This is a genomic window from Sphingomonas rhizophila (assembly GCF_014396585.1).
In the GTDB taxonomy this organism is placed as follows: domain Bacteria; phylum Pseudomonadota; class Alphaproteobacteria; order Sphingomonadales; family Sphingomonadaceae; genus Sphingomicrobium; species Sphingomicrobium rhizophilum.
The window spans coordinates 2,214,245-2,238,459 of record NZ_CP060717.1 but is presented as its reverse complement, the minus strand read 5'-3'; the positions used below and the strand labels follow the sequence as shown (position 1 = coordinate 2,238,459).

The 24,215-nt window shown below is 63.7% G+C and carries 32 protein-coding genes and 1 pseudogene; 16 read left to right on the top strand and 17 right to left on the bottom strand.

What is annotated here, in order from left to right; genetic code table 11:
- Window positions 1-33 precede the first annotated feature (33 nt).
- From H9L12_RS11420 to H9L12_RS11410, 3 genes are read left to right on the top strand one after another with little or no spacing between them, the layout of a single operon-like run.
- Window positions 34-237, top strand: coding sequence for a zinc-finger domain-containing protein (locus H9L12_RS11420; protein WP_187541833.1), 204 nt, complete (start codon window positions 34-36; stop codon window positions 235-237).
- A complete protein-coding gene (gene tldD, locus H9L12_RS11415) occupies window positions 234-1,655 on the top strand; it encodes a metalloprotease TldD (RefSeq protein ID WP_187541832.1) in 1,422 nt (473 codons plus the stop codon). Before H9L12_RS11420 ends, tldD begins: the two co-directional genes overlap by 4 nt.
- Entirely contained in the window at window positions 1,652-1,879 is a 228-nt protein-coding gene (locus tag H9L12_RS11410; RefSeq protein WP_187541831.1) for a putative signal transducing protein, read from the top strand. The genes tldD and H9L12_RS11410 overlap by 4 nt, the downstream gene beginning before the upstream one ends.
- Here the strand turns inward: H9L12_RS11410 and H9L12_RS11405 are convergent.
- Both H9L12_RS11405 and recQ read right to left on the bottom strand, forming a co-directional pair.
- Window positions 1,842-2,255 (bottom strand): protein tyrosine phosphatase family protein, encoded by a 414-nt coding sequence (locus tag H9L12_RS11405; RefSeq protein ID WP_187541830.1) that lies wholly within the window; start codon window positions 2,253-2,255, stop codon window positions 1,842-1,844. The two genes, H9L12_RS11410 and H9L12_RS11405, sit on opposite strands and share 38 nt — an antisense overlap.
- The gene (gene recQ, locus H9L12_RS11400) at window positions 2,239-4,023 is read right to left on the bottom strand and encodes a DNA helicase RecQ (protein WP_187541829.1); all 1,785 of its coding nucleotides are present in this window, start codon (window positions 4,021-4,023) and stop codon (window positions 2,239-2,241) included. The genes H9L12_RS11405 and recQ overlap by 17 nt, the downstream gene beginning before the upstream one ends.
- A 73-nt stretch (window positions 4,024-4,096) precedes the next feature.
- On the opposite strand from recQ, the gene H9L12_RS11395 reads away from it, so the two are divergent.
- Entirely contained in the window at window positions 4,097-5,539 is a 1,443-nt protein-coding gene (locus tag H9L12_RS11395) for a helicase HerA domain-containing protein (protein ID WP_187541828.1), read from the top strand.
- Window positions 5,540-5,569: 30 nt separating this feature from the next.
- Here the strand turns inward: H9L12_RS11395 and H9L12_RS11390 are convergent, their stop codons facing one another.
- The 7 genes from H9L12_RS11390 to H9L12_RS11360 form a co-directional block, all read right to left on the bottom strand.
- Window positions 5,570-6,169, bottom strand: coding sequence for a hypothetical protein (locus H9L12_RS11390; RefSeq protein WP_187541827.1), 600 nt, complete (start codon window positions 6,167-6,169; stop codon window positions 5,570-5,572).
- 139 nt (window positions 6,170-6,308) lie between these two features.
- The gene (locus H9L12_RS11385; RefSeq protein WP_187541826.1) at window positions 6,309-8,600 is read right to left on the bottom strand and encodes a calcium-binding protein; all 2,292 of its coding nucleotides are present in this window, start codon (window positions 8,598-8,600) and stop codon (window positions 6,309-6,311) included.
- Between the two features lie 206 nt (window positions 8,601-8,806).
- A complete protein-coding gene (locus tag H9L12_RS13745) occupies window positions 8,807-8,887 on the bottom strand; it encodes a hypothetical protein (RefSeq protein WP_281399815.1) in 81 nt (26 codons plus the stop codon).
- Between the two features lie 116 nt (window positions 8,888-9,003).
- A complete protein-coding gene (locus H9L12_RS11375; protein ID WP_187541825.1) occupies window positions 9,004-9,783 on the bottom strand; it encodes a hypothetical protein in 780 nt (259 codons plus the stop codon).
- A gap of 242 nt (window positions 9,784-10,025) precedes the next feature.
- The gene (locus tag H9L12_RS11370) at window positions 10,026-10,097 is read right to left on the bottom strand and encodes a hypothetical protein (protein WP_246450740.1); all 72 of its coding nucleotides are present in this window, start codon (window positions 10,095-10,097) and stop codon (window positions 10,026-10,028) included.
- Between the two features lie 77 nt (window positions 10,098-10,174).
- The gene (locus H9L12_RS11365) at window positions 10,175-10,882 is read right to left on the bottom strand and encodes a hypothetical protein (RefSeq protein WP_187541824.1); all 708 of its coding nucleotides are present in this window, start codon (window positions 10,880-10,882) and stop codon (window positions 10,175-10,177) included.
- Between the two features lie 229 nt (window positions 10,883-11,111).
- A complete protein-coding gene (locus H9L12_RS11360; RefSeq protein ID WP_187541823.1) occupies window positions 11,112-12,929 on the bottom strand; it encodes an ABCB family ABC transporter ATP-binding protein/permease in 1,818 nt (605 codons plus the stop codon).
- 114 nt (window positions 12,930-13,043) lie between these two features.
- On the opposite strand from H9L12_RS11360, the gene H9L12_RS11355 reads away from it, so the two are divergent.
- The 9 genes from H9L12_RS11355 (at window position 13,044) to H9L12_RS11315 (ending at window position 17,723) form a co-directional block, all read left to right on the top strand.
- Window positions 13,044-13,298 carry a hypothetical protein gene (locus H9L12_RS11355; protein WP_187541822.1) on the top strand — a complete coding sequence of 85 codons (255 nt, stop codon included), beginning with the start codon at window positions 13,044-13,046 and terminating at the stop codon, window positions 13,296-13,298.
- 293 nt (window positions 13,299-13,591) lie between these two features.
- Entirely contained in the window at window positions 13,592-13,780 is a 189-nt protein-coding gene (locus tag H9L12_RS11350; protein WP_187541821.1) for a PspC domain-containing protein, read from the top strand.
- Window positions 13,781-13,879: 99 nt separating this feature from the next.
- A complete protein-coding gene (locus H9L12_RS11345; protein ID WP_187541820.1) occupies window positions 13,880-14,311 on the top strand; it encodes an ion channel in 432 nt (143 codons plus the stop codon).
- A 51-nt stretch (window positions 14,312-14,362) separates the two neighbouring features.
- On the top strand, window positions 14,363-14,512 hold the full coding sequence (locus tag H9L12_RS11340; protein ID WP_187541819.1) for a hypothetical protein: 150 nt from the start codon (window positions 14,363-14,365) through the stop codon (window positions 14,510-14,512).
- Between the two features lie 65 nt (window positions 14,513-14,577).
- Entirely contained in the window at window positions 14,578-15,111 is a 534-nt protein-coding gene (locus H9L12_RS11335; RefSeq protein WP_187541818.1) for a lysophospholipid acyltransferase family protein, read from the top strand.
- A gap of 51 nt (window positions 15,112-15,162) precedes the next feature.
- Entirely contained in the window at window positions 15,163-15,699 is a 537-nt protein-coding gene (locus H9L12_RS11330) for a peroxiredoxin (protein WP_187541817.1), read from the top strand.
- A 124-nt stretch (window positions 15,700-15,823) separates the two neighbouring features.
- Complete coding sequence (locus H9L12_RS11325; protein ID WP_187541816.1) at window positions 15,824-16,852, top strand: hypothetical protein; 1,029 nt, start codon at window positions 15,824-15,826, stop codon at window positions 16,850-16,852.
- A gap of 187 nt (window positions 16,853-17,039) precedes the next feature.
- On the top strand, window positions 17,040-17,339 hold the full coding sequence (locus H9L12_RS11320; protein ID WP_223177121.1) for a TFIIB-type zinc ribbon-containing protein: 300 nt from the start codon (window positions 17,040-17,042) through the stop codon (window positions 17,337-17,339).
- A 12-nt stretch (window positions 17,340-17,351) separates the two neighbouring features.
- Window positions 17,352-17,723, top strand: a complete 372-nt coding sequence (locus H9L12_RS11315; RefSeq protein WP_425506779.1) for an Mpo1-like protein — start codon at window positions 17,352-17,354, stop codon at window positions 17,721-17,723.
- Here H9L12_RS11315 and H9L12_RS13740 read toward each other — a convergent pair.
- On the bottom strand, window positions 17,720-17,989 hold the full coding sequence (locus H9L12_RS13740) for a GNAT family N-acetyltransferase (protein ID WP_246450394.1): 270 nt from the start codon (window positions 17,987-17,989) through the stop codon (window positions 17,720-17,722). The two genes, H9L12_RS11315 and H9L12_RS13740, sit on opposite strands and share 4 nt — an antisense overlap.
- Window positions 17,989-18,195: a hypothetical protein gene (locus H9L12_RS13735; RefSeq protein WP_246450393.1), complete on the bottom strand. Its 207-nt coding sequence runs from the start codon at window positions 18,193-18,195 to the stop codon at window positions 17,989-17,991. Before H9L12_RS13735 ends, H9L12_RS13740 begins: the two co-directional genes overlap by 1 nt.
- Before the next feature lie 101 nt (window positions 18,196-18,296).
- On the opposite strand from H9L12_RS13735, the gene H9L12_RS11305 reads away from it, so the two are divergent.
- A complete protein-coding gene (locus tag H9L12_RS11305; RefSeq protein WP_187541815.1) occupies window positions 18,297-18,758 on the top strand; it encodes a pyridoxamine 5'-phosphate oxidase family protein in 462 nt (153 codons plus the stop codon).
- Window positions 18,759-18,774: 16 nt separating this feature from the next.
- Here H9L12_RS11305 and H9L12_RS11300 read toward each other — a convergent pair whose 3' ends face one another.
- From H9L12_RS11300 to H9L12_RS11290, 3 genes are all read right to left on the bottom strand, one after another.
- Window positions 18,775-19,665, bottom strand: coding sequence for an alpha/beta hydrolase (locus tag H9L12_RS11300; protein ID WP_187541814.1), 891 nt, complete (start codon window positions 19,663-19,665; stop codon window positions 18,775-18,777).
- Between the two features lie 100 nt (window positions 19,666-19,765).
- Window positions 19,766-20,152, bottom strand: coding sequence for a MerR family transcriptional regulator (locus H9L12_RS11295; protein WP_187541813.1), 387 nt, complete (start codon window positions 20,150-20,152; stop codon window positions 19,766-19,768).
- A gap of 527 nt (window positions 20,153-20,679) precedes the next feature.
- A complete protein-coding gene (locus H9L12_RS11290) occupies window positions 20,680-21,522 on the bottom strand; it encodes a hypothetical protein (RefSeq protein ID WP_187541812.1) in 843 nt (280 codons plus the stop codon).
- A gap of 75 nt (window positions 21,523-21,597) precedes the next feature.
- Here H9L12_RS11290 and H9L12_RS11285 point away from each other — a divergent pair, with 75 nt between their 5' ends.
- On the top strand, window positions 21,598-22,230 hold the full coding sequence (locus tag H9L12_RS11285) for a DUF2726 domain-containing protein (RefSeq protein ID WP_187541811.1): 633 nt from the start codon (window positions 21,598-21,600) through the stop codon (window positions 22,228-22,230).
- A 14-nt stretch (window positions 22,231-22,244) separates the two neighbouring features.
- On the opposite strand, the gene H9L12_RS11280 is transcribed toward H9L12_RS11285, so the two are convergent.
- From H9L12_RS11280 to H9L12_RS13985, 3 genes and pseudogenes are all read right to left on the bottom strand, one after another.
- Window positions 22,245-22,634 (bottom strand): hypothetical protein, encoded by a 390-nt coding sequence (locus H9L12_RS11280; protein WP_187541810.1) that lies wholly within the window; start codon window positions 22,632-22,634, stop codon window positions 22,245-22,247.
- Between the two features lie 398 nt (window positions 22,635-23,032).
- Window positions 23,033-23,530 (bottom strand): hypothetical protein, encoded by a 498-nt coding sequence (locus H9L12_RS11275; RefSeq protein ID WP_187541809.1) that lies wholly within the window; start codon window positions 23,528-23,530, stop codon window positions 23,033-23,035.
- A pseudogene (locus H9L12_RS13985) lies at window positions 23,496-23,984 on the bottom strand (phosphomethylpyrimidine synthase ThiC); the annotation flags it as partial. The pseudogene H9L12_RS13985 and the gene H9L12_RS11275, both read right to left, overlap by 35 nt.
- A gap of 85 nt (window positions 23,985-24,069) precedes the next feature.
- Between H9L12_RS13985 and H9L12_RS13980 the strand changes: the two are divergent.
- The gene (locus H9L12_RS13980) at window positions 24,070-24,201 is read left to right on the top strand and encodes a hypothetical protein (RefSeq protein ID WP_281399785.1); all 132 of its coding nucleotides are present in this window, start codon (window positions 24,070-24,072) and stop codon (window positions 24,199-24,201) included.
- The last annotated feature ends 14 nt before the right edge of the window (window positions 24,202-24,215 follow it).

Genomic DNA, 24,215 nt, shown 5'->3' with positions numbered 1-24,215 from the left:
AAGCGGGGGGGCGCCTTTGTTAGGGCGCTCCCCATGCTGCCTCCGCCCGAAACCATTCGTGTCAAGACCTTGCGCGTCGCTTGCGACGGTAGCGGCGAGGTCGCCCCGGCCCTCGGCCATCCGCGCGTCTATCTCCACATCGATGACAGCGGCTTCGTCGACTGTGGCTATTGCGATCGCCGCTTTCTTCTCGAAGGCGGGCCCGCCGACAACGCCACCGGCGCCGACCCGAAGTGAATTCGGATCCGCGCAGCTTCCTCTACCGCGACGGGTTCGATCCCGACGCGGCGCAGCGCCTCGCCGCCCGTCACCTTGCCCGCCATGACGACGGCGAACTCTACCTCCAGTATCGCGTTTCCGAATCCTTCGGCTTCGACGATGGCCGGCTGAAGAGCGCCGATTTCCACACCGGTTCGGGCTTCGGCCTGCGAGGAGTGAGCGGGGAAACCACCGGCTTCGCCCACGCCAACGAGATTAGCGAGGCAGCCATCACCCGCGCCGCCGACACGCTTGCGGTGCTGGACCCTGCCAAGGCTCCCCCTGCAGCGTCCCCGCCGCGCACCAATCGTTCGATGTATGTCGCGACCGATCCGCTGTCGGCCATCCCCTTCGCCCGCAAGGTCGAGCTGTGCCAGGCCATCGATGCCGCGGCGCGGGCCCGCGATCCCCGGGTTGCGCAGGTCAGCGTGATGCTGTCGGGCAGTTGGAGCGTGGTCGAGATCGTCCGCGCCGACGGGTTCGTCGCCACCGACATTCGCCCCCTTGTCCGGCTCAGCGTGTCGATCGTCGCTCAGCAGGGTGACCGCCGCGAAACCGGCAGCCACGGGCTAGGCGGCCGCTACCTTTACGATGACCTGTTCCAGCCGGCGACTTGGAACCGGGCAATCGACATCGCGCTGGCCCAGGCGCTGGTGAACCTCGAATCCGTCGCCGCACCGGCGGGCGAAATGCCGGTCGTGCTCGGTCCCGGCTGGTGCGGCGTGCTCCTCCACGAAGCGGTCGGCCACGGTCTCGAGGGCGATTTCAACCGCAAGGGCACCTCGGCCTTCTCCGGCCGCATCGGCGAACGAGTCGCCGCGCCCGGCGTCACCGTCATCGACGAGGGCGCAATCGAAAACCGCCGCGGCAGCATCAGCATCGACGACGAAGGAACACCGACGTCGCGCACCGTGCTGATCGAGGACGGAATACTCAAAGGTTACCTCCAGGATCGCCTCAACGCCCGCCTGATGGGCATGCAGCCGACCGGCAACGGTCGCCGCGAAAGCTTCGCCCACGCACCGATGCCGCGCATGACCAACACCTTCATGCTCGGCGGATCGGACGATCCGGCGGAATTGGTGACCCGCGTCAAGGACGGCATCTTCTGCAAAAGCTTCGGCGGCGGACAGGTCGACATTACCAGCGGCAAGTTCGTTTTCTCATGTACCGAGGCCTATCGCATCCGCGGCGGCAAGCTGGCGGAGCCGGTCAAGGGCGCGACCTTGATTGGCGACGGCCCGACCGTGCTGACCCGGGTCAAGGGCATCGCCAACGACATGGCTCTCGACGAGGGCGTGGGGGTCTGCGGCAAGGGCGGGCAGTCGGTCCCCGCCGGCGTGGGTCAGCCAACCCTACTGATCGACGGGCTGACCGTGGGCGGCACTGCCGCTTGAGCCTGGTCGAGCTTGGCCGGTACGCCAGCCATGTCGATGCCGACGTCGACCGGCTGGCGCTGCAGGCCCGTGGCATCGACGCGGTGCTGTTCGATGCCGAGACCAACAATTTCTTCGGAGCCGGCGGCCTCATCTGGGTCCGCCTGATGGTTCTCGACGAGGACCTCGACGCCGCGCGGCAGTTGCTCAGTCGCGAAGCAGGTGGGTCACCGGGCCGAGGTTGAAGCCGGCGCCCTCAGCGCAACGCTCCAGTTCCTCGCGCGGAACGCCGTCCTCGCTGCGCGCAATCGCCCAGGCGAGCGTCGACCGGTTGCCGCTTCGGCAGAAGGCGAACAGCTTGCCCTCTCCGGCCTCGTGGATCGCGGCGCGCATCGATTCGACGTCGGCCGGACCCATGCCGCGCGCGATCGGGATGTGGCGGTAGGACAGGCCGGCCTCGACCGCCGCCCGCTCGATGTCCTCGCTCAGCGGCTGGTCTTCGTCTTCGCCGTCGGGCCGGTTGTTGACGATCATCGTCACGCCCAGCGTCTTGAGCTCGGCAATGTCGCCGGGCTCGATCTGGCCGTCGACCAACGTCCTGTCGTCAAGCTGCCGATGCACCTTCGTCCTCCATCGCCCGAGTAAGCGCCGCGAGCAGGGACTCGCCGTGCCGTTCCAACTTGGTATCGCCGATTCCGTCGATTTCGGAAAGCGCCGCCAGGCTGGAAGGCTTGAACGCCGCCACCTCGCGCAGGGTCCGATCGTGGAAGATGACATAGGGCGGGACGCCCTGTTCCTTCGCCCGGTCGCGCCGCCACCCGCGCAGCGCCTCGAACAGCGGGTCATGGGGATGATCGCCTTCGCCGCGCGATCGGCTCCGCGCCCGCTTCGGCGGCACCGCGATGACGACACTCGCCTCACCCTTGAGGATCGCCTTGGCGGCCGGACCGAACGACAGCCCGCCATAGTCGTCGGCACGAAGCGCATCGCGTGCCAGCAGCGACCGCGCCACCGGCCTCACCAGCGCCAGTTCTTCCGCGGTCATGATCCCGAACACCGACAGCTTGTGATGGCCGAATTGCCGCACCTTCTCATTGTCGTCGCCGCCCAGCACCGCGGCGAGGTGCGCGACCCCGAACCTCATCTCCGTCCGGAAAGCGGCGCTCAACAATTTGCGAGCGACCTCAGTGACGTCGATCGTCTCCGGCGGGTTGAGGCAATTGTCGCAGTTGCCGCACGTCTCCGGCGGCTCCTCGCCGAAGTGCCGCAGCAGGATCGCGCGGCGGCACGTCGCTGCTTCGACGAATGCGGCCAACGCGTTCAGCCGCTCGCGCTCGCCGTGGCGCCGGTCGGGCTCGACTTCGGTCTCGATCCGTCGCCGTGCCCGCGCAAAATCCTCCGCGCCCCAGAACAGCCACGCTTCCGACGGGTCGCCGTCGCGCCCGGCACGGCCGGTTTCCTGGTAATAGGCCTCGATCGACTTGGGGATGCCGGCATGGGCGACGAATCGGACGTCGGGCTTGTCGATGCCCATGCCGAAGGCGATCGTCGCCGCCATCACCATGCTTTCGCTGTCGACGAACGCGGCCTGGTTGCGGGCGCGAACCGGCGGCTCCAGCCCGGCGTGATAGGCCAGAACCGGGCGTGTCGCACTGGTCAACTGCTCGGCCAGCTTCTCGGTCGCGGCGCGGCTGGTGGCATAGACGATGCCCGGCCCCTCCTCGGCGCGCATCAGCGCCTTGACCTGGCTGCCGATGCCGTCGCGCGGCCGGACATGATAGCGGATGTTGGGCCGGTCGAACCCGGCGACCATCAGCCCGTCCTCGGGAATACCGAGCTGGACGAGGATGTCTTCGCGCGTGCGCTTGTCGGCGGTCGCGGTCAGCGCCAGCCGCGGCACCTCCCGATGCTCGTCGAGCAACGGCCGCAGCAAGCGATAGTCAGGCCGGAAATCATGCCCCCATTCGCTGACGCAATGCGCTTCGTCGATCGCGAACAGGGCAATGGCCGCCTCCTGCAACAGGCGCGAAAAGCCCTCGGTCGTTGCCCGTTCCGGCGCCACGTAAAGCAGGTCGAGCTGCCCGTCGCGCAGTGCATCGCGGACGGCGCGCGGATCCTCGGTGACGCTGGTCAGCGACGCGGCGCGGATGCCCAGCGCGTCGGCGCTCCGCACCTGGTCGTGCATCAGCGCGATCAGCGGGGAAATAACGATCCCAGTGCCGCGCGCTGCCTTGGCCGGCAACTGGTAGCACAGCGACTTGCCCGCGCCGGTCGGCATCACCGCCAGCGTGCTGTGGCCGGACAATGTCCGTTCGACCACCGCCTCCTGGATGCCGCGGAACTCGGAAAAGCCGAAGATGTGGTGGAGCAGGTGGTGCGGGTCGGTCACAGCCGCCGCCTTTTCATGGGCTTGGCCGCCATGGCAAGCTTGAAGCGACCCGCCGGTGCCCTAAAGCAGTCGGGTGACCGTGCGCGTGGACATGGGGGTGGCGCCGTCGGGCGAGACGATCCCGATCGACCTTGAGGAACTGCTCGCCACCCGGCTGCTCGTCCAGGGCAATTCGGGCAGCGGCAAGTCGCACCTGCTGCGTCGCCTGCTCGAAAAGAGCGCCGGCCAGGTGCAGCAAATCGTGATCGATCCGGAGGGCGATTTCGTCACGCTCGCCGACCGCTACGGCCATGTCGCGGTCGAGGCCGCCGATCATGGCGAGCGTGACATCGCCCGCCTCGCCGCCCGCATCCGCGAACACCGCGTGTCGGTGGTGTTGAGCCTGGAGGGGCTGGAGGCGGAAGGCCAGATGCGCTGCGCTGCCGCCTTCCTGTCGGCGCTGTTCGATGCGCCGCGCGACCATTGGTATCCGGCGCTGGTCGTGGTCGACGAGGCGCAGCTGTTCGCACCGTCGGGCGGCGGCGAAGTGACGGAGGAGGTGCGCCGCGCCTCGCTCGGCGCCATGACTAACCTGATGTGCCGCGGCCGCAAGCGTGGGCTCGCCGGGATCATCGCCACGCAGCGTCTCGCCAAGCTAGCCAAGAATGTCGCGGCGGAAGCGTCCAACTTCCTGATGGGCCGCACCTTCCTCGACATCGACATGGCCCGCGCCGCCGACCTGCTGGGCATGGAGCGGCGCCAGGCCGAACAGATCCGCGACCTGCCTTGCGGCACCTTCCTCGCGCTCGGCCCGGCCATCGCCCGCCGCCCGGTGTCGGTGGCGATTGGACCCGTGGAAACCAGCGCCCGGTCGGTCAGCCCGAAGCTCGTGCCGCTTCCGCAGGCGGCGGCGGAGGACGTACAGGGACTACTGTTCGCGCCGGGCGACGATGCGCCGGTGTTCGTGCCCGAACCGCCACGCGCGCCCGCACCCCTCCCGAGCGAGGCGCTGCTGCAATCGATGGCGTCGTCGGTCTCGCGTGCCGACACCGCCCCCGCCAAGTCCGACGACGAGACCGCCGCGATCGTCGCCACCGTGCTCGAAGCCATTACCGCCGATCCCGACGGCGCCGCCCGCGCGGCCTCGGTGCTCTACCAAGATTTCGCCGTCCGCTGCCGGATGGCTGGCGTGCCGCGCCCGCCGCTCGACCTGCCTGCCTTCACTCGCCGCCTGTCGATGGCCCGCGCCGGCATCTTCACCGAAGGCGACGACTGGTCGCCGGCGCTCGACGCGGCTGCGTCGCTGCCCGACGACATGCTGGGGCCGTTCCTGCTGATCGCCCGCGCAGCGCGCGAAGGCACTCCCTGCCCGACCGACGAAGCCATCGCCGCCAGCTACGGCACCGCCAGCCTCGGCCGCGCCCGCCGCCTGCTCCAATACATCGAAAGCCGCGACCTCATCGTCAGCCGCACCGATTTGAGCGGCCGCCGAAGCATCGCCATCCCACAATTGGGCTGGACGACGGCCGCCGCCTAGACCCTTCTGTCTGCTTTCGACCGAAAGCGTTCATTGAAGGCCTGCAACCTCGCTCAATCGACTCTTGAGCTCCCGTATAGATAAGTAGGGCGGGAGGGCGAATTCCTCTTGGTCCGAATCCCCGAGCATTTTCAGTGCGAGAGCTGCAGCGCCAGCTACATTTTCGCCTCGCGCGCCGCCGATCAGCGTCAGCGCGAACAAAGCAGTTGGCGATTGCTCCCTCACGGGCAGCGCTCGCTCGCTTTCGAGCCGCTCCAAGGCGGTGTCGTACAAATCGTCGCGTCTCGCCAATGTGATCAACAGCGCCTGGTCGAGGTAGGCGGCGGTCCGATGCATTGGTTCCCGCTGTTCGGCCCCTATCGCCCCTTCCAAGGCTGATATGGCGCCGTCGACATCCCCCTGCACTGCCAGCGCCGTCCCAAGATAGAGCCCGGCGCGGGCTGTTTGAGCTGGCGCGTCTAGCGCAAGGACGCGACGACATAGATTCGCTGCGACATGAGGATGGCTGGCAAGTAAAGTATGCGCCTGGATATTAAGGTACTGAGCTTTGTCGCGGGCCCGTCCGAGCCGAGCGTCGAAGGCGATCTCGATCTCATCATTCCAGTCCGTGTTTCGGAACCATTCAGCCATTTGCGCTCACGCCTCCCTCACGTGTGGGAACCCCCAGTGGGACGGAATTGCTAATGTCCGCTTTCGACCCGTTGCGGACGCTAGAAGCTTGGCCAACAGGCCCTTCGAACATGCAGAACAACGACGTCTACTGACCATATCAGAGAATGAAATCGGTCGCGGCTAGGGCGTGGAGCCCGTCAATCCGGATCCAGAAGTCGGCCTTGCCGTCGCCGTCGGTATCGCCCTGGACATAGGTGTTTCCGCTGATCTGCTGGTAGCGGAGTTGCCCCGCGACATTGCTGAAGGCGGCGCTACCGACGAAGGTGAAGGCCTGGTCGAAGCCGACGTTGCTGTTGGCATCGACCAGCTCAAGCGAGATGCGGTCGCCCTGCGCATGGCTAAAGTCGTGGATGCGATCGGCGGTGCCACTGCCCATCCCGGCGAAATCCAAATTCTCGAACGCGAACAGGTCGGCGCCAGCGCCGCCATAGAAACGGTCGAGGCCCGATCCGCCATAAAGATAGTCGGTCCCGTTTTCACCGTAGAGGATGTCGTTGCCGAGGCCGGCACGGATCGTGTCCGCACCATCCTTGCCGTACAACAGATTGTTGCCGCTGTTGCCGATCATCATGTTGTCGAGGGCGTTTCCGTAGCCGCGAAGGTCGGAGAAGCCATCGAGGACCAATTGCTCGATATTCGGGCGAAGCTGGTGGTTGATCGAGGTGAAGACCGTATCGTAGCCCTCACCGAGATTCTCGTAGGCGTAATCGGCCAGGTCGCCGACGACGAAGGTGTCGTTGCCGATGCCGCCGTACATCCGGTCGTACCCAGCACCGCCCGTCAACGTATCATTGCCTTCCGCACCGAGCAGAACATCATCGCCTTCGGCGCCAGATAACGTGTCATCGCCTGCATAGCCGTAAAGCTTGTTGGCGGCCGCACTGCCGACAATCACATTGTCGCTGACATTGCCTTTGCCAATGCTGGCAGCGCCCGTAAGCGTCAGATCCTCGACGTTCACGCGGAGCTGGTGATCGACCGAGGAAACGACGTGATCCCGACCTTCTCCGACGAGCTCATAAGCATAGTCGTCGGCATCATTAACGAAGTACGTGTCGTCACCGGTGCCGCCGTACATTCGGTCATAACCGGCACCGCCCGTCAGTGCGTCATTACCGGCCCGGCCGATCAAGCGGTCGTCGCCACGGCTTCCAAAAAGTTGATCGTCACCAGCAAGACCATCGAGGATATCGGCCCCATATCCGCCTGAGAGCCAGTCATTCTCACCCGTTCCTGACAGTGTTTTGTCTTCGACGAAAAGCTGAGCGCGAATCTTGGAGCCTTCCCAAGCGATAACGTATCCGCCGCCCTGGACCGATGAAATCCATGGATCGTAGCCATTTGAATTCGAAACCGGTGTCGGATCTCGCACCGGTAATCCGACTTCATTAAATTCGCGAACGTAGACCGTTGGCCCGTAATACCAACTAAGGGCGAAGCCTCCATTGTCGAGCGACGTCGCGGACCAACCGGAATAAGTCGTGGATGTCGACAATGTCTCTGCCAAGGCGAGTTCTGCTCCCACTGGCTGCCCCGAAGCGTCAAAACGCTGACCCCGAAGCATGTGAGTGCCGGTGGACGAATCGGTCCACATGATGATGAAATCATCGTTCTGTAGGACGACGATTTGCGGAAGTTGCTGATTACCGAACGTCGTCGTGTTAACGCCAAAGGCAGCAGTGATTGGCGTTCCGTCTTTCGTGAACAAGCGTGCCACGATGCTGCTTTGTGATTGATCGTGAGCTGTCTGCGCGTTGTAGGTGAAAGCAGCTACGAATCGGCTACCCGGCAAGCCTGCAACAACCGGATCCGTTGAACTAGTGTAAGTGAAGGTTCCGTCGCCGTTGTCGGTACGGCCCCGCGACCCTAAAGTGTAAATCTCAGTTACCGGATTGCCGCTCATGTCGAAAGTACGACCGTAAATGTCACCTTGCTGGTAAGTGACGATTAGGCGATTACTACTGATCGTCAGGTCAGGCGCACTGGCAAACGACTCATGACCATTTGTCACCGAAACCGGCGCGTTACGAGCCACGCCATTGCCGTCAAAAAGTTGAAGAGCGATATCGTGGGTAGCGGCTTGACCGTATTCGTTCAGGCTCAGCGCCCGGAAAGCGGCGACAGCAAATCCTCCGTCCGGTAGCGCTACTACATCGAGATCACGCGGGTATTGTAGCCCGAGATAATCGTTGAGCAGGATGAATGCCTCGCCGGTTGGCTTACCGTCGAAATCGTAAGCGCGGAACCAGACATCAGTGAGTACGTCACCGTCTCTTTGCTGCCATAGGACAATGTGTCCGCCGCCCACCAGGCCGGCTGTAATTGTCAGCCCGTGAAAGCCACCGACTAAGCCGCCAACTAGTGCTTCCTCGCCAATTTCTCTGAACATTCGGTCGCCTTCGTTGTCGCAATGATGCCGCAACATCGCTCGCCATTCTGCAGCTTAGTCCGGTCTTAGGGTGCGCACGACGTTGAAGGCTCCGGCGCTGTCGCGGGAACCGCGCCCTCGCATGAATGGCCTCAATGCCTTGGTCCGCGCATGGCCAGTACCCATTTGCTTGAAAAGCTTATGACCAGGCAGACAATTCGCTGTGATCAAGCGAGCTGGCGCAGGCGAAGGCTCGCGTTGTTCTTACGCCTCATACCGAATCCGATTGCGCCGAAGCCCATCAGCATCATTGCCCAAGTCCCCGGTTCTGGCACAGCACCGACACTGGGAGCGGCGCCGACGGGCAGATTGAACTGCACGACGTTCAAGCTCAGCGCGTCATTCACAGCACCCATCGACAAGGTCAGGTTATTGTTGCCTTGGACAAGGAAGCTGGTGATATCGTATGTCTCAATATCCCACAGTCCGCCGTTCCCGACATTCGTACCCGTGCCCACCTGCACGCCGTCCCTTGAAAAAGGCCGCCGCTCGCCAGGGGAGAACCATTCAGCAACAATGTACCGTCGTCGAAGCTGCTGAAATTCTGTCCGTCGCTGACGTGTAAGGTCATCGAGGCTGCTCCGCCCGAATAGTTGATGCCGTTAAGGACGGCATTCCAGTTCAAGGCGTCGTAAGAATTTTCGAAGTTTGCATCGTTGCCGTTGAAAAGGACGACGTCCTGGTTGTTGGCGTCGTTCCCATCGCTGTAGAAGATGATCAGTGAGGCTCCGTTCACGTTCGCGCTGGCGTCCGTGAAGTTCGTCAGGCTGTATGATCCATTCCCTGTGAAGAGAGACGTGACGTCGGCACGATAGCTCTGGCTGTTGCTGTACCCCCAAAAATTGTCGGACGAAAAGCCGATATTTGTCCCCAAGATGTCAGTCCCGGCGAACGTCACACTGGCATTCGCCGTGGGCGAAGTTGAATTAGTCGGGCCGTGCCAGAACAAGTAGGCAGCAGTGACGCCACCGCTGACGCCACTGACGTTCAGCGTGCCGGTGCCGGTATCGCGCATGTAGCCGATACCGAACGATGCAACGTCGGTATTAGTGACAGTCGTGAAGCTGGTGAGATCGCTCGCCAAAGCGGCCGAAGGACCAAGCAAAGCGGTAGCAACGCTGAGAAGCAACGGTTTACGAAACATTGGAACCCCCGTTCTGCGACTCATGTCTTGAGCCGGAGGCATTAACGCAAAATTAACTGATGTTTGTCAACTATTTTGCCTGATGCACACCGCGCAAATGGAATAGGCGGCATCAATCCTTGGGCGCGTCAAAAAGAAGGTACGAGAAATCTGCGGCGGCCAATTCGAGATGTATTGCTTCGGCCCAATGCCCGCTTTCGACCCATTGGGACGCCAGAGTCCATATGAGGCAATCCAAAGAATTACGTCAAAGCTGGTTGGAGCAGGCGACGCTTGCGAAGCCGCGCGCCAATAGCTCCAAATCCTAGCAGCATGATGGCCCAAGAACTTGGCTCCGGGACGGCTGAGTCGGCAACGTCCGCTAAGAAAGCCCCCGACGCCGACGAATAAGTTACACCTTGGGGAGGGCGCTAAACCGGAAGGTGCCTGTGCCTCCGAAATCTGCGTCACGGAAAGCACTGATACCGGCACTGATGCCATAAGGGGTACCTGGCTTGACGAAAATTCCGGCAGAGAAACCTGCTAACGCAGCAGGCCCAGAAATATTGATCGTATCGCCATTTATCGTGACTGACCCGGCGTTAAAATCCGGGTCTGGGCGCAGGTCGGCGAAAGCGCTGACATATGCACCATCACCACTGAAACCGAGGGACCAATACGCCGAGCTTCCCTGTGCTCCAGGGCCTGGGTAAGTGAAGCTGCCAGTTATCCAGTAAGAAAATTCGATGAAAGCAGATTCGCCATTGAAGTCGAATACTATTACATCGTACCAACTGGCGTTAGCAGTGGGCTCAGCGTTCTCGATGTCGCCAGCATTTGCATACGCTCCGACTGTTCCTGTAGCGAGACTTGCATGTGCGCGAGCTTCTGTGGTCGCCGTATTCGGACAGAAGATCCAAGGCGTCTCGGCACATGGGGAAGAATACTGGTAGGTCAGTTTCGCGCTGGCCGCCGCCGCAGCTGTGCCCTCATGGCGGTCATGTACGACCAACGAGTCGTAGGGCCAGACCGGTCCAGCGTTCTTGGCTTTAGCTACTGCTTCAGCCGTCGCTCCGAACTGCTGCGCAAATGATTGAGTCGGTATCAGGCTGAGTGCCAAGCCCGAAAGTGCCAAAACAGCGTGCGACAATGACCTCGACATCTGCCCCTCCCCCGTCACGAACGAAAAAAGGACCCCTCTGTTAACTATAAGTTAACACGTTAATCGCGGCCAAGGAAGGGGTTCGGGATCGCCAAGCACGTATGTCCGCTTTCCACCCAAAGCGGACATTAGCGCAGGTTTGCGAATCGGCCCCGGATTAGCGTCGTTCTCCACGACCTTCGTGCACCTAAGCCGGGTCGCCGACGACCTCTTCGAGTTCGCGTTCCGCCGCCTGGCGCGCCCACAGTTCGGCGTAGAGTCCGTTCTTCGCCAGTAACTCGGCGTGGGTGCCACGTTCGGCCACCTCGCCCGCATCCAGGACCGCAATCTGGTCCGCGCCGACGATGGTCGACAGGCGGTGGGCGATGATGATTGTAGTTCGGCCTCGCGACGCGGCGCTGAGGGTCGACTGGATCGCCTCCTCGGTGCGGCTGTCGAGCGCGCTCGTCGCCTCGTCGAGGATCAGGATCGGCGGGTCCTTCAGCAGCGTGCGCGCGATGGCGACGCGCTGCTTCTCGCCGCCCGACAGCTTCAGCCCGCGCTCGCCGACCATCGAGTCATAGCCATGGGGCAGGGCGGCGATGAAGCCGTCGATCGCCGCGCCGCGCGCCGCCTCCTCGATCGCCTCCTGCGATGATCCCTCGCGGCCATAGCCGATGTTGTATCCGATGGTGTCGTTGAACAGCACCGTGTCCTGGGGGACGATCCCGATTGCGGCGCGAAGGCTGGCCTGGGTGACGGTGGCGATATCCTGTCCGTCGATGCTGATATGACCGCTGGTCGGGTCGTAGAACCGGTACAGCAGCCGGGCCAGCGTCGACTTGCCCGCACCCGACGGCCCGACCACCGCCAGGCTGGTGCCGGCGGGCACGTCCAGGCTCACGCCCTTCAGGATAATTCGCTCGGGCTCATAGCCGAAGGCGACATTATCGAACCGGACATGGCCGTTGGGGACGGTCAGCGCGGCGGCGTTGGGCGCATCGACGATCTCCGCCGGCGTGTCGGTCAGGTCGAACATCGCCTCCATGTCGATCAGGCCCTGGCGGATCGATCGATAGACCCAGCCCAGCATGTCGAGCGGCCGGAACAGCTGCATCAACAGGCTGTTGACCAGCACTACGTCGCCCGCCGTGTACTTGCCTTGGCTCCACCCCCACACGGTGAACGCCATCGCGCCCGCCATCATCAGGTTGGTGATGACGCTCTGGCCGATGTTGAGCCACGCCAGAGACGTTTCGTTGCGGATCGCGGCGCGGGTGAAGCCGGCGATGGCTTCGTCGTAGCGGCGGGCCTCGCGCTCCTCGGCGCCGAAATATTTGACGGTTTCGTAATTGAGCAGGCTGTCGACCGCGCGGCCGATCGCCTTGTTGTCGACCTCGTTCATTTCCCGCTGCAGCTTGGTCCGCCATTCGGTGATGGCGCGGGTAAAGGCGATGTAGATGGCCACCATCACCAGCGTTGCGGCGACCAGCCCGGGGCCGAACTTGATGAAGAAAATGACGCAGATTGCGGTCAGCTCGATCACCGTCGGGGCGATGTTGAACAGCAGGAAATACAGCATCATGTCGATGCTCTTCGTGCCGCGCTCGACGACCTTGGTCAGGCTGCCCGTGCGCCGTTCCAGGTGGAAGCGAAGCGACAGCGAATGGACGTGGCGGAACACCATCGCCGACAACCGCCGCGCCGCGGTCTGCCCGACCTTTTCGAACACCGCGTTGCGCAGGTTGTCGGCCAGCACCCCGCCCAGCCGGGCCGCGGAATAGGCGACCACCAGCATCACCGCCGCCATCCACAATTGGCGGTCGCCACTCATCGCGTCGACCACTGCCTTGTAGGCGAAGGGCATGGCCAGCGAGATCGCCTTGCCGGCCAGCACGAGGACGAGGGCGACCACGACGCGCAAGCGAAGCTCCGCATCGTTCTTCGGCCACAGCATTGGCAGGAATCGCCACAGGACGGCGAAGCTTCCCTTGGTCTTGTCGTCGGTGGGCTCGGCGTCGCGCATCGCCGTCACAGGTAGGGTGGCGGCGCGCCAACGGCAACGGATGCGACGAACCGTTTGGAACGAAAGCGATTCTTCGCAGGTTTAACCGATGGAACTTCAAGCGGAAGGGCAGTCATGGGTCCCGTTACCTTCGTCATTGCGATCATGGGCTGCGCCGACGGCTCCGCCGCCTGCACGCCGGTCGCGACGCTGCCCGCCCGTTACGAAAGCCAGGCGCAGTGCGCCGCCCAGACCGAAGCCGCGCTGACCGCCAACAGCGATTTCGACTTCCCCACGCTGATGGCCGAATGCCGTCCCGCCAAGGCGCCGGCCTCGACCAGCGCCCCGGAACAGCGCTCGTCCGGCACTGCGCCGATCCGCCGCAGCTGACAGCTGGCGTAATTTCCCAATCTGTTGGCAAATTCTGCGAAGCCTGAGCAAACGACTTTCTAGGGCGTCACTGAATTCATTGGTCTTTTTTCGTTTGGCACGCTCTCTGCAATGAGGGTGGCATGGTCCAATCACGGACCGGCAAAAGGGAAAAAGACCATGCAACTCTCGTTCGTTTCGACCCGCGATACCGCCGCCAGCCTCGCCGCGGCGTTCCTGTCCGCCTTGCTGTTCGTCAGCGCCGCCGTCGGCCCGCTGCCGATCGCCTGAACTCGATAAAAGGAAGTCATGCCATGAACGGCCGTTTCCTCCTCAACCGTACCGACCGCAAGCTGATGGGTGTCGGCGCCGGTCTGGCCGATTGGCTCGGCATCGACGTGCTGATCGTCCGCCTCGCCCTCATCGTCAGCGTGCTGGTCGCCGGGCCGGTGGCGATCCTGCTCTATGTCCTCACCGGTTGGCTGGCCGCGGATCGCGCATAAGGCGCCTTCCGTCGGCGGCCCCGGGCCGGGCATTGAACCGGTATCGGGGCCTTTGCGTTGAGTCCGCGCATGAACGGACCGGATATCACTCATTGGAACATGGCGAATCAGCTGATCGTCGCCCTGCTGATGGTCATGCTGACCGCGCTGATCCATGGCGCCGGCCTGCTGGGGATGGGCCGCGCGCTTGGCATTGAGCGGAACTTGGAGACCCGCGTTTGCGTCGACTTCAGCACCCTGCGCGGGATGTTGATCGAACTTGGCCTCGTGCTGGCGATCTTCGCGCTGCACTTCCTCCAGATCTCGCTTTACGCGCTGCTCTATTACGTCGTCGGTGCGCTGCCGACGGCGGCGAAGTCGCTCTACTTCTCGATGATCACCTACGGCACGATCGGCTATGACGACCAGGACATGGTCGGCACCTACCAGCTGGTGGCGGCGGTCGAAGGCATCAACGGCATCCTGCTGCTCGGATGGTCGACGGCTTTCCTGGTCACGACGGTCTCCCGCATCAGCCGGCATGGCGGTTAGTCTTCGAAGGGTATACCATCCATTCTCGGCCCAGTCTGGAAGGACGCTGCCATGGAACGACAAGGCGACGAAGTGCACCTCAACGAAATGGAGGCGAGCGCCGCGGAAAAGCCGCACATCGTTCGCTACGTCCTCGGCTTTTCGCTGCTGCTGGTGGTGATTGCCATGTCGGCGATCTGGATTCTCGGCTCCGTCCTCTGACCTTTTCGACTACCGACCGGACGGGCCCGCGGCCCACGCTGCTGTCGCGCTTTCTTCATTGGGCGATGATTCGATGGTTCCGGCGCGGTGGATGGCGGGTCGACGGGTCATTGCCGCCGGTCCGCAAGTTCATCCTGGTCGGGGCGCCGCACACCTCCAACTGGGACTTCCTGGTGTTCGCCGGGGTCGCTGCGCACTTCGACCGGCACCTCAGCTTCATGGGCAAGGACAGCCTGTTCCGCGGCCCGTTGCGCAACCTGATGCTGGCGCTCGGCGGCGTGCCGGTCGACCGAAGCACCTCGACCGACCTGGTCCGCCAGATGACGGAGGAATTCGCCAAGCGCGACGACTTCGTGCTGGTGATCGCGCCCGAGGGAACACGCTCCAAGGCGGACCGCTGGCGGACCGGCTTTTACCGGGTGGCGCTGGCCGCGGGCGTGCCAATGGTCTGCGCCGGGCCGGACTATGAAGAGAAGTTCGGCCGCATCGGTCCCGTCATCCATCCGACCGGGGACTATGATGCCGACATGGCGCCGGCCTTCGCCTTCTTCCGCACGCTGAAGCCCAAGCACCCGGAACGCGCCACCATTCCGGGCTAGGCACTGGCCGGACAAGCGGTCTAGCCTGCGTAGTTCGAAGGGGACCGACTCATGCGCCACATCATCGCTTTCGCCGCCATCGCTCTTGCGGCCGCCGCGCCGCTTGGCGCTGCCCTGGCTCCAGGGGCCAAGGCGCCTGACTTCCGAACACTCGGGGCGATCGGCGGCAAGGCGTTCAAGCTGCATCTTTACGACCAGCTCAAGAAAGGACCGGTCGTCCTCTATTTCTATCCCAAGGCGTTTACCTCGGGCTGCACGCTGGAGGCGCGCGCGTTCAGCGAGGCAATGCCGGAGTTCCGCAAGGCCGGCGCCCAGGTCATCGGCATGAGCGCCGACAGCCTGCCCGACCTGAAGCGATTCTCGGTCGAGGCATGTCGCAGCGCCTTCCCGGTCGCCACCGCCAGCCGGGACACGATCAAGGCCTATGATGTGATGATGCCCGGCGTCGGCATGGTGAAGACGATGAGCAACCGGACGAGCTACGTTATCGATCGCAATGGAACGATCACTGAGGTCCACAGTGAAATGGACTGGAAAGATCATGTCGGAAAGACATTGGCGGCCGTGCGCGAACTAAAGCGCAAGTGACTCAATAGACACAGGTTCCCGGCGAATACGGGCTAACTTTTCGCTTAATTTAACGTCATTACGACGCTTTGTCGTTCTCTTCGGGTCGATTCATCGGAAACGACGCGACGAAAATCATATTGGCATGGTTGATGCCCCCATGACCTATTCGAACAAGCTTCGCCCGGGCATGACCGCGATGGCCGCCGTCCTTGCCCTTTCCGCCACCCCCGCGTTCGCACAGGAAGTCACGCCTGCACCGGCGACGCAGTCGGTCACCGAAACGGCGCCGACGGAACAGGCCGCTCCGGCACCTGTAACCAGTACGCCGGAAACGACGGTCACGACGACCACGACAACGGTGGAGCCAGCCGAGACGGCGACGGCTGCCGACCCGCTGGCGCCTGCTGCCGCCACGCCGGTGGCGGAGCGTTCGACGACGCGGACGACGCGCACCAGTCGGACGGCCCGCCCGTCAGCGCCGGTGGCCGCGCGTAGCACCGCCGCGCCGGTTGCGACTTCGTCGACGTCGCCTGTAGCGGCGGCCCCTGTCGCCGATCCGGTCGATGCCGCGCCCGTAATCGAACCGCCGCTCGCGGCCGAGCCTGCGCCGATCCCGCCGGCGACGTCGGAAGTGGTCGTCAATGACGACATCCTGCCGATTGCCGGTGCTGCCAGTCTCGGCCTCCTCGCCCTCGGCGGTGCCGCGTTTGCGCTTCGTCGCCGCAAGCGCGACGTCGTCGGTCAGTACGACGCCAACCCGACCTACGACGAACCGCGGATGGCGCGTGCCGAGCCGGCCGTGGTCCGCGAGCCCATGCCGGCCGCCGCCGCGGCGGCGGCTGGGGCCTCTGCCTTCAACTGGGGCGACAAGTCTTCCGCCACGACGGTGCGCGAACCTGCTCCGGGCGCACCGGGCAGTCACATCGCCGCCGCCAAGCGCGGTCCGACGCCGGAAAACCCGTTCCTGTCGCTGAAGAAGCGCCTGAAGCGCGCGTCCTTCTTCGAACAGCGCGATCGCCTGGTGGCGCAGGGCAAGGCGAAGCCTCTCCCGCTCGCCGCCGGCCTGCCCGAGCGGATGGCCAGCGCCGCCCGCCATGTTCGCGACACGGTGAACAGGCCGATGGTCGCTCCACGCGAACTTTCATTCAACCGGCGATATCAGCCGGCCTAAACACGACCTTTACGTCCGTTTCCCTCGGCGCCGCTGTCTTTCTCCCCCTTGGGACAGCGGCGCCACCTTTTTGTGCTCGACCAATCGCCCGGCAGCAGGTTCCTTCGACGAACGACGGCTCCCCCGCATTGCGGAAGCGTTCAGGATCACCAATCTAGGAACTGGATTCGAACTTCAGGAGCGACACATGCCCCATTCTTCCGGCCCCATGGCCTGCCCGGTCGACGGAGCCCCGCTGACGATGAGCGAACGGTCGGGAATCGAGATCGATTATTGCCCGCAGTGCCGCGGCGTCTGGCTGGATCGCGGAGAGCTCGACAAGATCATCGAGCGCAATGCCGCCGCCGCCCCCGAAGCGCCGGCCGCGCCGCAAGCGCCGCCTCCGCCGCAGCAGCCCTGGGGCCAGCAGGGCTACCACCCGCAAGCGCGCTACGGGCACAAGCCGTACAAGCGGCGGAAGAGCTTCCTCGAAGAACTGTTCGACTAGGTCCTTGCGGCCGTGGACAAGCTGCCCCGCCCGTGGCAGCTTCTGGCCGTGGCCCGGGACTACGAGACCTTCGCCGAATTCTGGCCCCATTACCTGCGCGAACATTCGCGGCCGCAAACGCGGGCGCTCCATTACATCGGAACCGCGCTGGTCATCGCCGTCGCCGCCTTTGCGATCGTGAGCGGCCGCTGGTGGTGGCTGCTGGCCATGCCGCTGGCCGGTTACGGCTTCGCGTGGCTGGCCCATTTCGGGGTCGAGAAGAACCGCCCGGCGACCTTCACCTATCCGCTGTGGTCGCTGGCTTCGGATTTCAAGATGTTCGGCCTGTGGATCAGCGGACGGCTCCGTCCCGAACTCGACCGCGCGGGCGTCACCGTCCGCTAGAGCGGATAATTCATCGCGACGTCGCAGCGATCGTAGCTCGCGCCGTAGGCAGCCATGACGTCGTCATCGTGGACGAAGCCCAGCTTCTCATAGAGGTGGATGGCCGCCTGCGATTTCCTGTTGGTCAGCAGGAACAGCCGGCTCGGTCGCATCGACCGGCCGCGTTCGATCAGCGCCGCGAGCAGATATTCCCCTGCCTTCTGCCCGCGCGCCTCGTCCAGCACGCCCATCTTGGTCAGTTCGACCGCACCGCCGCCGACCGGCATCAGCGCCCCGCGCCGACGATCCTGCCGTCCAGCGCCACGAACACAATCTGCCCGCCCGGATCGATGATGTGCGCCCGCGGATTTTCCAGCACCTCGATGTCGTGCGGTTCCAGGACGTACATGGACCGGATCCACGCCGCGTTGATGTCGCGGAACCGGGACGCGAGGTCGTCGCGGTATTCGACGATCGATAGCCGGTCGTTCATGGCAGCCTCCCCATTCCCCACTATCGCGGCCGCGCTGACGGTGCCAGCGACGGAGCGGTTGAGCGGGTGGGACGTTGGTGGCGGGAAGCAGGAGCACCGCCATGACCGACACGATCGACAAGCCCGCCACCAAGTCCCTCGCCGACCTTAGCAAGGCGATGTGTGACATCGACTTTTGCATGCTGACCACGGTCAGCGACGGCGGGCTGGCCGGACGGCCGATGTCGAACAACCGCGAGGTCGACTATAGCGGGGACAGCTTCTTTTTCACCGACGGCGACAGCCGCACGGTCCACGACCTGGAACGCAACCCGGCCGTGGCGCTCGCCTACCAGGGAAGCGGCGGCCTGCTGGGCGTGGTCGGCAAGCCCGGCATCTTCATCGCCATCGAAGGCAAGGGCGAGCTGATCCGCGACAAGGCGCAATTCGCCGAGCATTGGCAGGACGAGCTGGAACGCTGGTGGCCGCAAGGCATCGACTCGCCGGGCCTGACCCTGGTCAAGGTCCACGCGGACCGCATCCATTACTGGGACAGCGGCGAGGAAGGCGAAATCAAGCTGTAGCTTTAGTGGGGACCGCCTAGGCGCCGACCGGTGGCATCGGCGCCTCCATCCGTTCCGGCAGCAGCGATCCCGGCAGGCGGTCGTCGATCCAGTTGGCAATGTCGTCGATCACGCCCTCGCGGCCGATGTCGTTGAGCAGGTCGTGATAATGGCCGTCGTAGAGCTTGAGCGTCTTGTCGGCCGACCCCGCCTCGTCGAAAAATTGCTGGCTGCCGTCGGGCCGCGTCGCATGGTCGGCGGTGCCGTGGAGGATCAGCACCGGCACGGTGATGCGCGGGAATTCGCGCTCGAACCGCTCCCCGGCGCGGGCCAGGGCGGCGACGGTCTGGACCGGCTGGGTTTCGCCCTGCGTGTACGGATCCGCCTCCAGCGCCGCGACCCAGGCGGGATCGCGGGAGAAGTCGGCATTCTTCAGCTTGAGCACATGGGCGTGGGGCAGGATGTGGCTGGCGCCTTCGACCAGCTTCAGCGCGATATCAGGCGCGAAGACGCGGAAGGCGAAGCTTTCGCAGATCAGCCCGTCGATCCGGGCCTGGTAATCGAGCGCATAGCTGACCGACGTCACGCCGCCGGCGCTATGGCCCAACAGGTAGAGCGGCAGGTCGGGATGGTGGGATCGGCCAAGCTCGATCGCACGGCTGAGGTCATCGACATAATCGGCGATGCTGTCGGCATAGAACCGCTCGCCGTCCGACTGGCCGCGGCCGCGCAGGTCGAGAGCGGTCACCGCATAGCCGCGGGCGGCGAAGTCCTGCCCGGCGCGAAGATATTGCCCGCTGTGCGAATTGACCCCGTGGCAGATGACGAGATTGGCGCGGGCCGGTCCGGCCGGTTCCCAGTGGCGGGTGAACAGCCGGCCGCCCGACCCGTCGATCCATCGTTCGGTGGGTGCAATGCCGTCGGTCATGGCTCATCTCCTTCGAGTCGGGTGCGCAACGAGAATAGGCCGATCCCGGGTAGGAGTCAGAGGTGAGTTATTAACCCAGGCTATGTTCGAGCCCCGACGCCTAATCCGGGTCGAACGCTTCGAGGATGGGGCAGGGCCCGGCCTTGCCGCCGGTGCAGGCGCGGCGGAGCTTGCCGAGCGACGCGCGCGCCGCCTCCAGCTCGGCGATCCTGTCGTCCAGCGCGGCAAGGCGGACACCGGCCATTTCCGCGGCGCGGGCGCGGTCGTTGGTGGCGTCGAGGCGGATCAATTCGCCGATCTCTGCCAGGCTGAAGCCGGCGGCGGCGGCACGGCGGATGAAGTGGAGCTTGCGAAGGTCGCTGTCGTCGTAGCGGCGGATCGACCCGGCGCCGTCGGGCACCGGCAGCAGCCCGCGCCGCTGGTAATAGCGGACCGTTTCGACCCCGACCCCGGCGGCGCGACCGAGCGCGGCAATGGTCATCGCCATGGCGTCATGTCCATCGCTTGACTCCGTACCATGGTCCGGAGGTTAGAGAGTGATTCGCCGAAAGGCAAACATCCATCCAAATGAAAGGGAGTTCTTTGACCATGACCGACAACAGCAAGCGCGCCTGCCAGTGCAGCCCGTGCACCTGCGCCCCGTGCAACTGCGAAGCCTGCACCTGCGGCAAGATCCGCGTCGCGCTGTAAGCGAAGCGACGCCAAGCGCAGCGACGCCGGCGCGAAGCGTCGCCGGAGCAGCGCGAAGAGCCGTCGCGAGCCGGACGGCCTGCTGCGTGAGCAGACAGGACCGACGGCGCGGAATTTAGTCCCGCGACGGGCTGCATTTCGCGGGGCGGGGTGGCGGCGCGGAAGGTAATTCCGCGCCGTCGCTCGGGTTCGCTGGGCGACCCGGCGGCCGGGCCACGCCGTCTCTTCGACAGAAGGGAGCGATTGCGCTGCAATCGGGCCCTTCTGCTCGGCGGCTTGGCTGGAAGTTCGCAAAGTTCGCGGCATGGGGGACTTAAAAATGCCCTAGCCGGGGCGGTGGCGCGGGGTGTGGACCGGGAAGACCGAGCGGGCGCCGGCGGCCGAGGCGCGTTCCTCCAGCGCGGCTTTGCGCCGGACGCGGTCGTTGTGTTCGCACACGGCGATGATGTGGGTCATCGGATTGTCGGGGTCGCCCTCCGGGATCGGCGGCGGCGGGATGTAGGGGCCCTGGTTGAGCGGCTTCCACGGATCTTCGGGGTCGGCCTCCGGCTCGACGCCATGGGCGGCGTCCATCACCGAATTGAGGGCATGGGCAAGGACGATACCGGCGCCGTCGGGATGGCGGCGCGCCTCCATGTCGTCCATCCAGTGGCCGTAGCGGGTGGGATCGCGATAGCGCATCAGGAACATCGCCAGGCGGTCGTTGAAGATGCGCCGCTCCCCCACCTGCTCGCCCTGGTAGAAGATGGGGTGGGACACGCCGTGGAACGCGCGCGAAAACGCGGCGTCGGTCAGGCGCGACACGGCATGGTCCAGCGCGACGTCCCACGCCTGGCGGAAGATGCCGGCGGTCGGCCGGGCGCGAAGCTTGTAGGCGCTGCGGGCGGTCATGCCGACGGCGGCGCAGGCGTCGGTGACACAGCCGCACTCGGCCAGCGCGGCGATGAAGTCATGCTGCTTCTGCGGCGTCCAGCCGTCGTGGCGGGTGCGAAGCGCGACGGGCACGAAGTCGTCCGCGTCGTCGCCGTCGTCATCGTCGAAACCGTCGTCGTCGTCGGGCGCGTCGTTGTCGAACGCGTCGAACGATTGCGCCAGCGGATCGGTCAGCTCAAGGGTGGGAAGATCGGCGGGGTGAAGGCCGGTGTCCGGCAATGATGTGTCGTCCATCGATGAGGATGGAGCAGATTGAACAAGAGTAGGACAGCGAATTCTTAACTGGGAGCGACCTATACTTGACTCGTCATGCCGCCCGAAATCTTAGCCCTGATCGACAAGCCCCTGTCTTTGATCGCCGTCCTGTTCGTCGGTGCCATGTTCGGCATTGTGGTTGAGCAGTTTACCGTCAAGCAGAAGCGCAAGGCGTGGCGGGAGCGCAATTCGGGCCGCTCGTCAAAGGGCAAGCCCGGCGACGGCAAGGTAGTGGCATTCCAGCCGAAGGCCGACCCCATTCCGGACTCCGCCGATCAGTTGCGGACAGTGATGGCGGCGGACTTTACGGTGCAGCCTCTACTCAATCGCGGCGAAGCGCGGCTATTCAAGGAACTCGACCGGTTGGTGCTGGCGCGGCATCCTAGCTGGCAAGTGATGGCGCAGGTCAGCCTGGGCGAAATCCTGCGCTCGAAGAGCAAGGACGCGTATGCTTGCATCAACAGCAAGCGGGTCGACCTGCTGGTGGTCGACGCCGACTGCAACGCCGTTGCGGCGATCGAATATCAGGGCACTGGCCATCACCTGACCGACGCAGCGGCGCGCGACGCGGTGAAGAAGGAAGCGCTGCGCAAAGCGGGCATCGGTTATCACGAGGTGGTGGCGGGGCATACGACGCCGGGGGACTTGCGGGGATTGGTGGAAAAGTTGGTGCCGTCAAAAGATTGACGCATCGCTCGCCATTAATGCGGAATCACGTCCGAAGGCATACAGCTATTTATGAAGAACCGCATTTGCTGTTTGGACTGCAAGGTCGGTTCAGGAATGCTGAAGACACGTCGGTATCGAATCCACGCGCTTTCGACGATAGCCCAAATGTCATCTGCAGATAGCTTCTCAAGCCGAAAGTCCATCTCAAGTTTCGATTCGAGCGCAATGCGGGGTTGCGCTGCAAAACCCGTTTCGCCGGGCCAATGAGTCTGTTCTAATCCAACCACGCCCAGCCGAACTAAAAAGGGAAATCCTCCTCCCCCACTGGCAACATGGGGGATCGCATATCCGAGAAATTTGGCCCAGCCCTCAGCGATCCTGTCGGCGAATACATACACTCTGCCGTCCCGCTCGGTGGTCACATTCGTCCGAGTCGCCCAGACCTCACCTGTGACCGCAAATCTCTTGGTGAAGGCGTGCGCGTCCGTGGTGTCCGGAAAGACAACGCTGCCGGGATAGGTCGCAACTCCTCCCCTAGTTGACCCCCAACTGTACCCTAAGCCGTCAATCAAAATGTCGTGCCTATCGTCTCCGTCCGAGCCATTCCACGAACTCGGGAGAATGCGAACGTAGCTTCGAGGCGGAGGCTGAATGCGCTTAATCCCAGATCCGTGGTCAACTTCGTTGACAAGGATTTCGCCGTCTTTTGTTGGCCAAATTGAGCGATCGTCATTCGATGGCTCGGCCCATTCCGGCATGGTCTTGGAGGCTTTTGGCTGGCTTTGCAGGATTTGACCGAACGCCGTTGTAAGGGTCTTCGCTAAAGCCGTCGTCGCAGCTTCGCGATCCTTCTTAGAAGCGTCTGGCGCGAGCGAAAATGTGATGGGCCCCTCTTTCCGCGCATGTCGAAAGGAAGGTCGTCAGGACTGCATCCGGTGAAGAACGTATTCCACACCTGAACAATGCATCCTGTGGTTAACGCCTTTTTAGCAAAACCCAGTTCGATCAAGACGTTCGGGTTCGGTAAGTGTTTGCGGCGTTTGCCAGAGTATTCATCGCTCAAGCCAATTGGTGTTACGTCGGCTAGAAATATTGCGGCAGCCTCGATCTTCTCAAGGATTGCTGACGCGATATCTGGGGTCCCAGGTAGCCCCTTTGTATCGTGATCAATTTCGACACGCTCGTCGCTCGGCCGCTCGGCTTCAAGCACGTCAGCGTTTAAATCTTCGATTGCCCTGACAATCGCGTCTTTAATTACCGTACGCGTGACATTCGCAGGACGATCACTCTGCCAAGAAAAGAAAATCGTTCGCGCCATTGTAGTCCCTTGCCGAATGGCAAGCCTTTAACTCTAATTTCGGCAACGTGGGTAGGCGAATCGATTTTGACTTCCGTTGCGTGTAGTTGTGCTCCCGCCCACCAGCTCGGACGTAAAGCTCGTTCCCGCCCTCGCGATAGCGCTCGCTCATCTCCGCCATGCCGGCTTCGGCGTCTTGTTCGGATAGGGTGCTGGACCCTTCGTCAGCGCTGCGCGCTGCCACCTCCCCATCGCTTTGCGACAGGGAGGAGACGGTGGTGTTGATCGGCCCTTCCTGCTGCTTCGCCGCAAAGTCTCGAACCTCCTGCGTGATCTTCATCGAACAGAACTTCGGCCCGCACATGCTGGAGAAATGCGCCGTCTTCGCCCCCTCCGCTGGCAACGTCTGGTCGTGGTATTGCTCTGCCGTGTCGGGGTCGAGCGACAGGTTGAATGGGTCGCGCCAGCGGAATTCGAGGCCACCCGAATGCATGCCACCCCACCCCTTGCGCCATGCTACACGCTCCCTTGGGCATCACGCCCGTTGATCGGAACGCATCATGGCCAAAGGCCAGAAGTCGAATAAGGAAATCCGCAAACCCAAGAAGGAAGGGCCGAAAAAGCAGAACGCGTCCAACCCTTCGGTCAAGCCCGGCGTCGTGCGCGGGCTGGAGAATATGACCAACAATTAAGGGCCCGTCGGGAC

Bases quoted from the DNA above. Each gene is read 5' to 3' on its own strand.
- H9L12_RS11300 (WP_187541814.1), bottom strand. From the start codon at position 19,665: ATGACCGACGGCATTGCACCCACCGAACGATGGATCGACGGGTCGGGC.
- H9L12_RS11295 (WP_187541813.1), bottom strand. From the start codon at position 20,152: ATGGCGATGACCATTGCCGCGCTCGGTCGCGCCGCCGGGGTCGGGGTC.
- H9L12_RS11390 (WP_187541827.1), bottom strand. From the start codon at position 6,169: ATGGCTGAATGGTTCCGAAACACGGACTGGAATGATGAGATCGAGATC.
- H9L12_RS11290 (WP_187541812.1), bottom strand. From the start codon at position 21,522: ATGGACGACACATCATTGCCGGACACCGGCCTTCACCCCGCCGATCTT.
- H9L12_RS11320 (WP_223177121.1), top strand. From the start codon at position 17,040: ATGCCCCATTCTTCCGGCCCCATGGCCTGCCCGGTCGACGGAGCCCCG.
- H9L12_RS11360 (WP_187541823.1), bottom strand. From the start codon at position 12,929: ATGCGCGACGCCGAGCCCACCGACGACAAGACCAAGGGAAGCTTCGCC.
- H9L12_RS11355 (WP_187541822.1), top strand. From the start codon at position 13,044: ATGGGTCCCGTTACCTTCGTCATTGCGATCATGGGCTGCGCCGACGGC.
- H9L12_RS13745 (WP_281399815.1), bottom strand. From the start codon at position 8,887: ATGCTGATGGGCTTCGGCGCAATCGGATTCGGTATGAGGCGTAAGAAC.
- H9L12_RS11335 (WP_187541818.1), top strand. From the start codon at position 14,578: ATGATTCGATGGTTCCGGCGCGGTGGATGGCGGGTCGACGGGTCATTG.
- H9L12_RS13980 (WP_281399785.1), top strand. From the start codon at position 24,070: ATGGCCAAAGGCCAGAAGTCGAATAAGGAAATCCGCAAACCCAAGAAG.
- H9L12_RS11350 (WP_187541821.1), top strand. From the start codon at position 13,592: ATGAACGGCCGTTTCCTCCTCAACCGTACCGACCGCAAGCTGATGGGT.
- H9L12_RS11325 (WP_187541816.1), top strand. From the start codon at position 15,824: ATGGTTGATGCCCCCATGACCTATTCGAACAAGCTTCGCCCGGGCATG.
- H9L12_RS11305 (WP_187541815.1), top strand. From the start codon at position 18,297: ATGACCGACACGATCGACAAGCCCGCCACCAAGTCCCTCGCCGACCTT.
- H9L12_RS13735 (WP_246450393.1), bottom strand. From the start codon at position 18,195: ATGAACGACCGGCTATCGATCGTCGAATACCGCGACGACCTCGCGTCC.
- H9L12_RS11275 (WP_187541809.1), bottom strand. From the start codon at position 23,530: ATGGCGCGAACGATTTTCTTTTCTTGGCAGAGTGATCGTCCTGCGAAT.
- H9L12_RS13740 (WP_246450394.1), bottom strand. From the start codon at position 17,989: ATGCCGGTCGGCGGCGGTGCGGTCGAACTGACCAAGATGGGCGTGCTG.
- H9L12_RS11385 (WP_187541826.1), bottom strand. From the start codon at position 8,600: ATGTTCAGAGAAATTGGCGAGGAAGCACTAGTTGGCGGCTTAGTCGGT.
- H9L12_RS11285 (WP_187541811.1), top strand. From the start codon at position 21,598: ATGCCGCCCGAAATCTTAGCCCTGATCGACAAGCCCCTGTCTTTGATC.
- H9L12_RS11330 (WP_187541817.1), top strand. From the start codon at position 15,163: ATGCGCCACATCATCGCTTTCGCCGCCATCGCTCTTGCGGCCGCCGCG.
- H9L12_RS11420 (WP_187541833.1), top strand. From the start codon at position 34: ATGCTGCCTCCGCCCGAAACCATTCGTGTCAAGACCTTGCGCGTCGCT.
- H9L12_RS11375 (WP_187541825.1), bottom strand. From the start codon at position 9,783: ATGTTTCGTAAACCGTTGCTTCTCAGCGTTGCTACCGCTTTGCTTGGT.
- H9L12_RS11340 (WP_187541819.1), top strand. From the start codon at position 14,363: ATGGAACGACAAGGCGACGAAGTGCACCTCAACGAAATGGAGGCGAGC.
- H9L12_RS11345 (WP_187541820.1), top strand. From the start codon at position 13,880: ATGGCGAATCAGCTGATCGTCGCCCTGCTGATGGTCATGCTGACCGCG.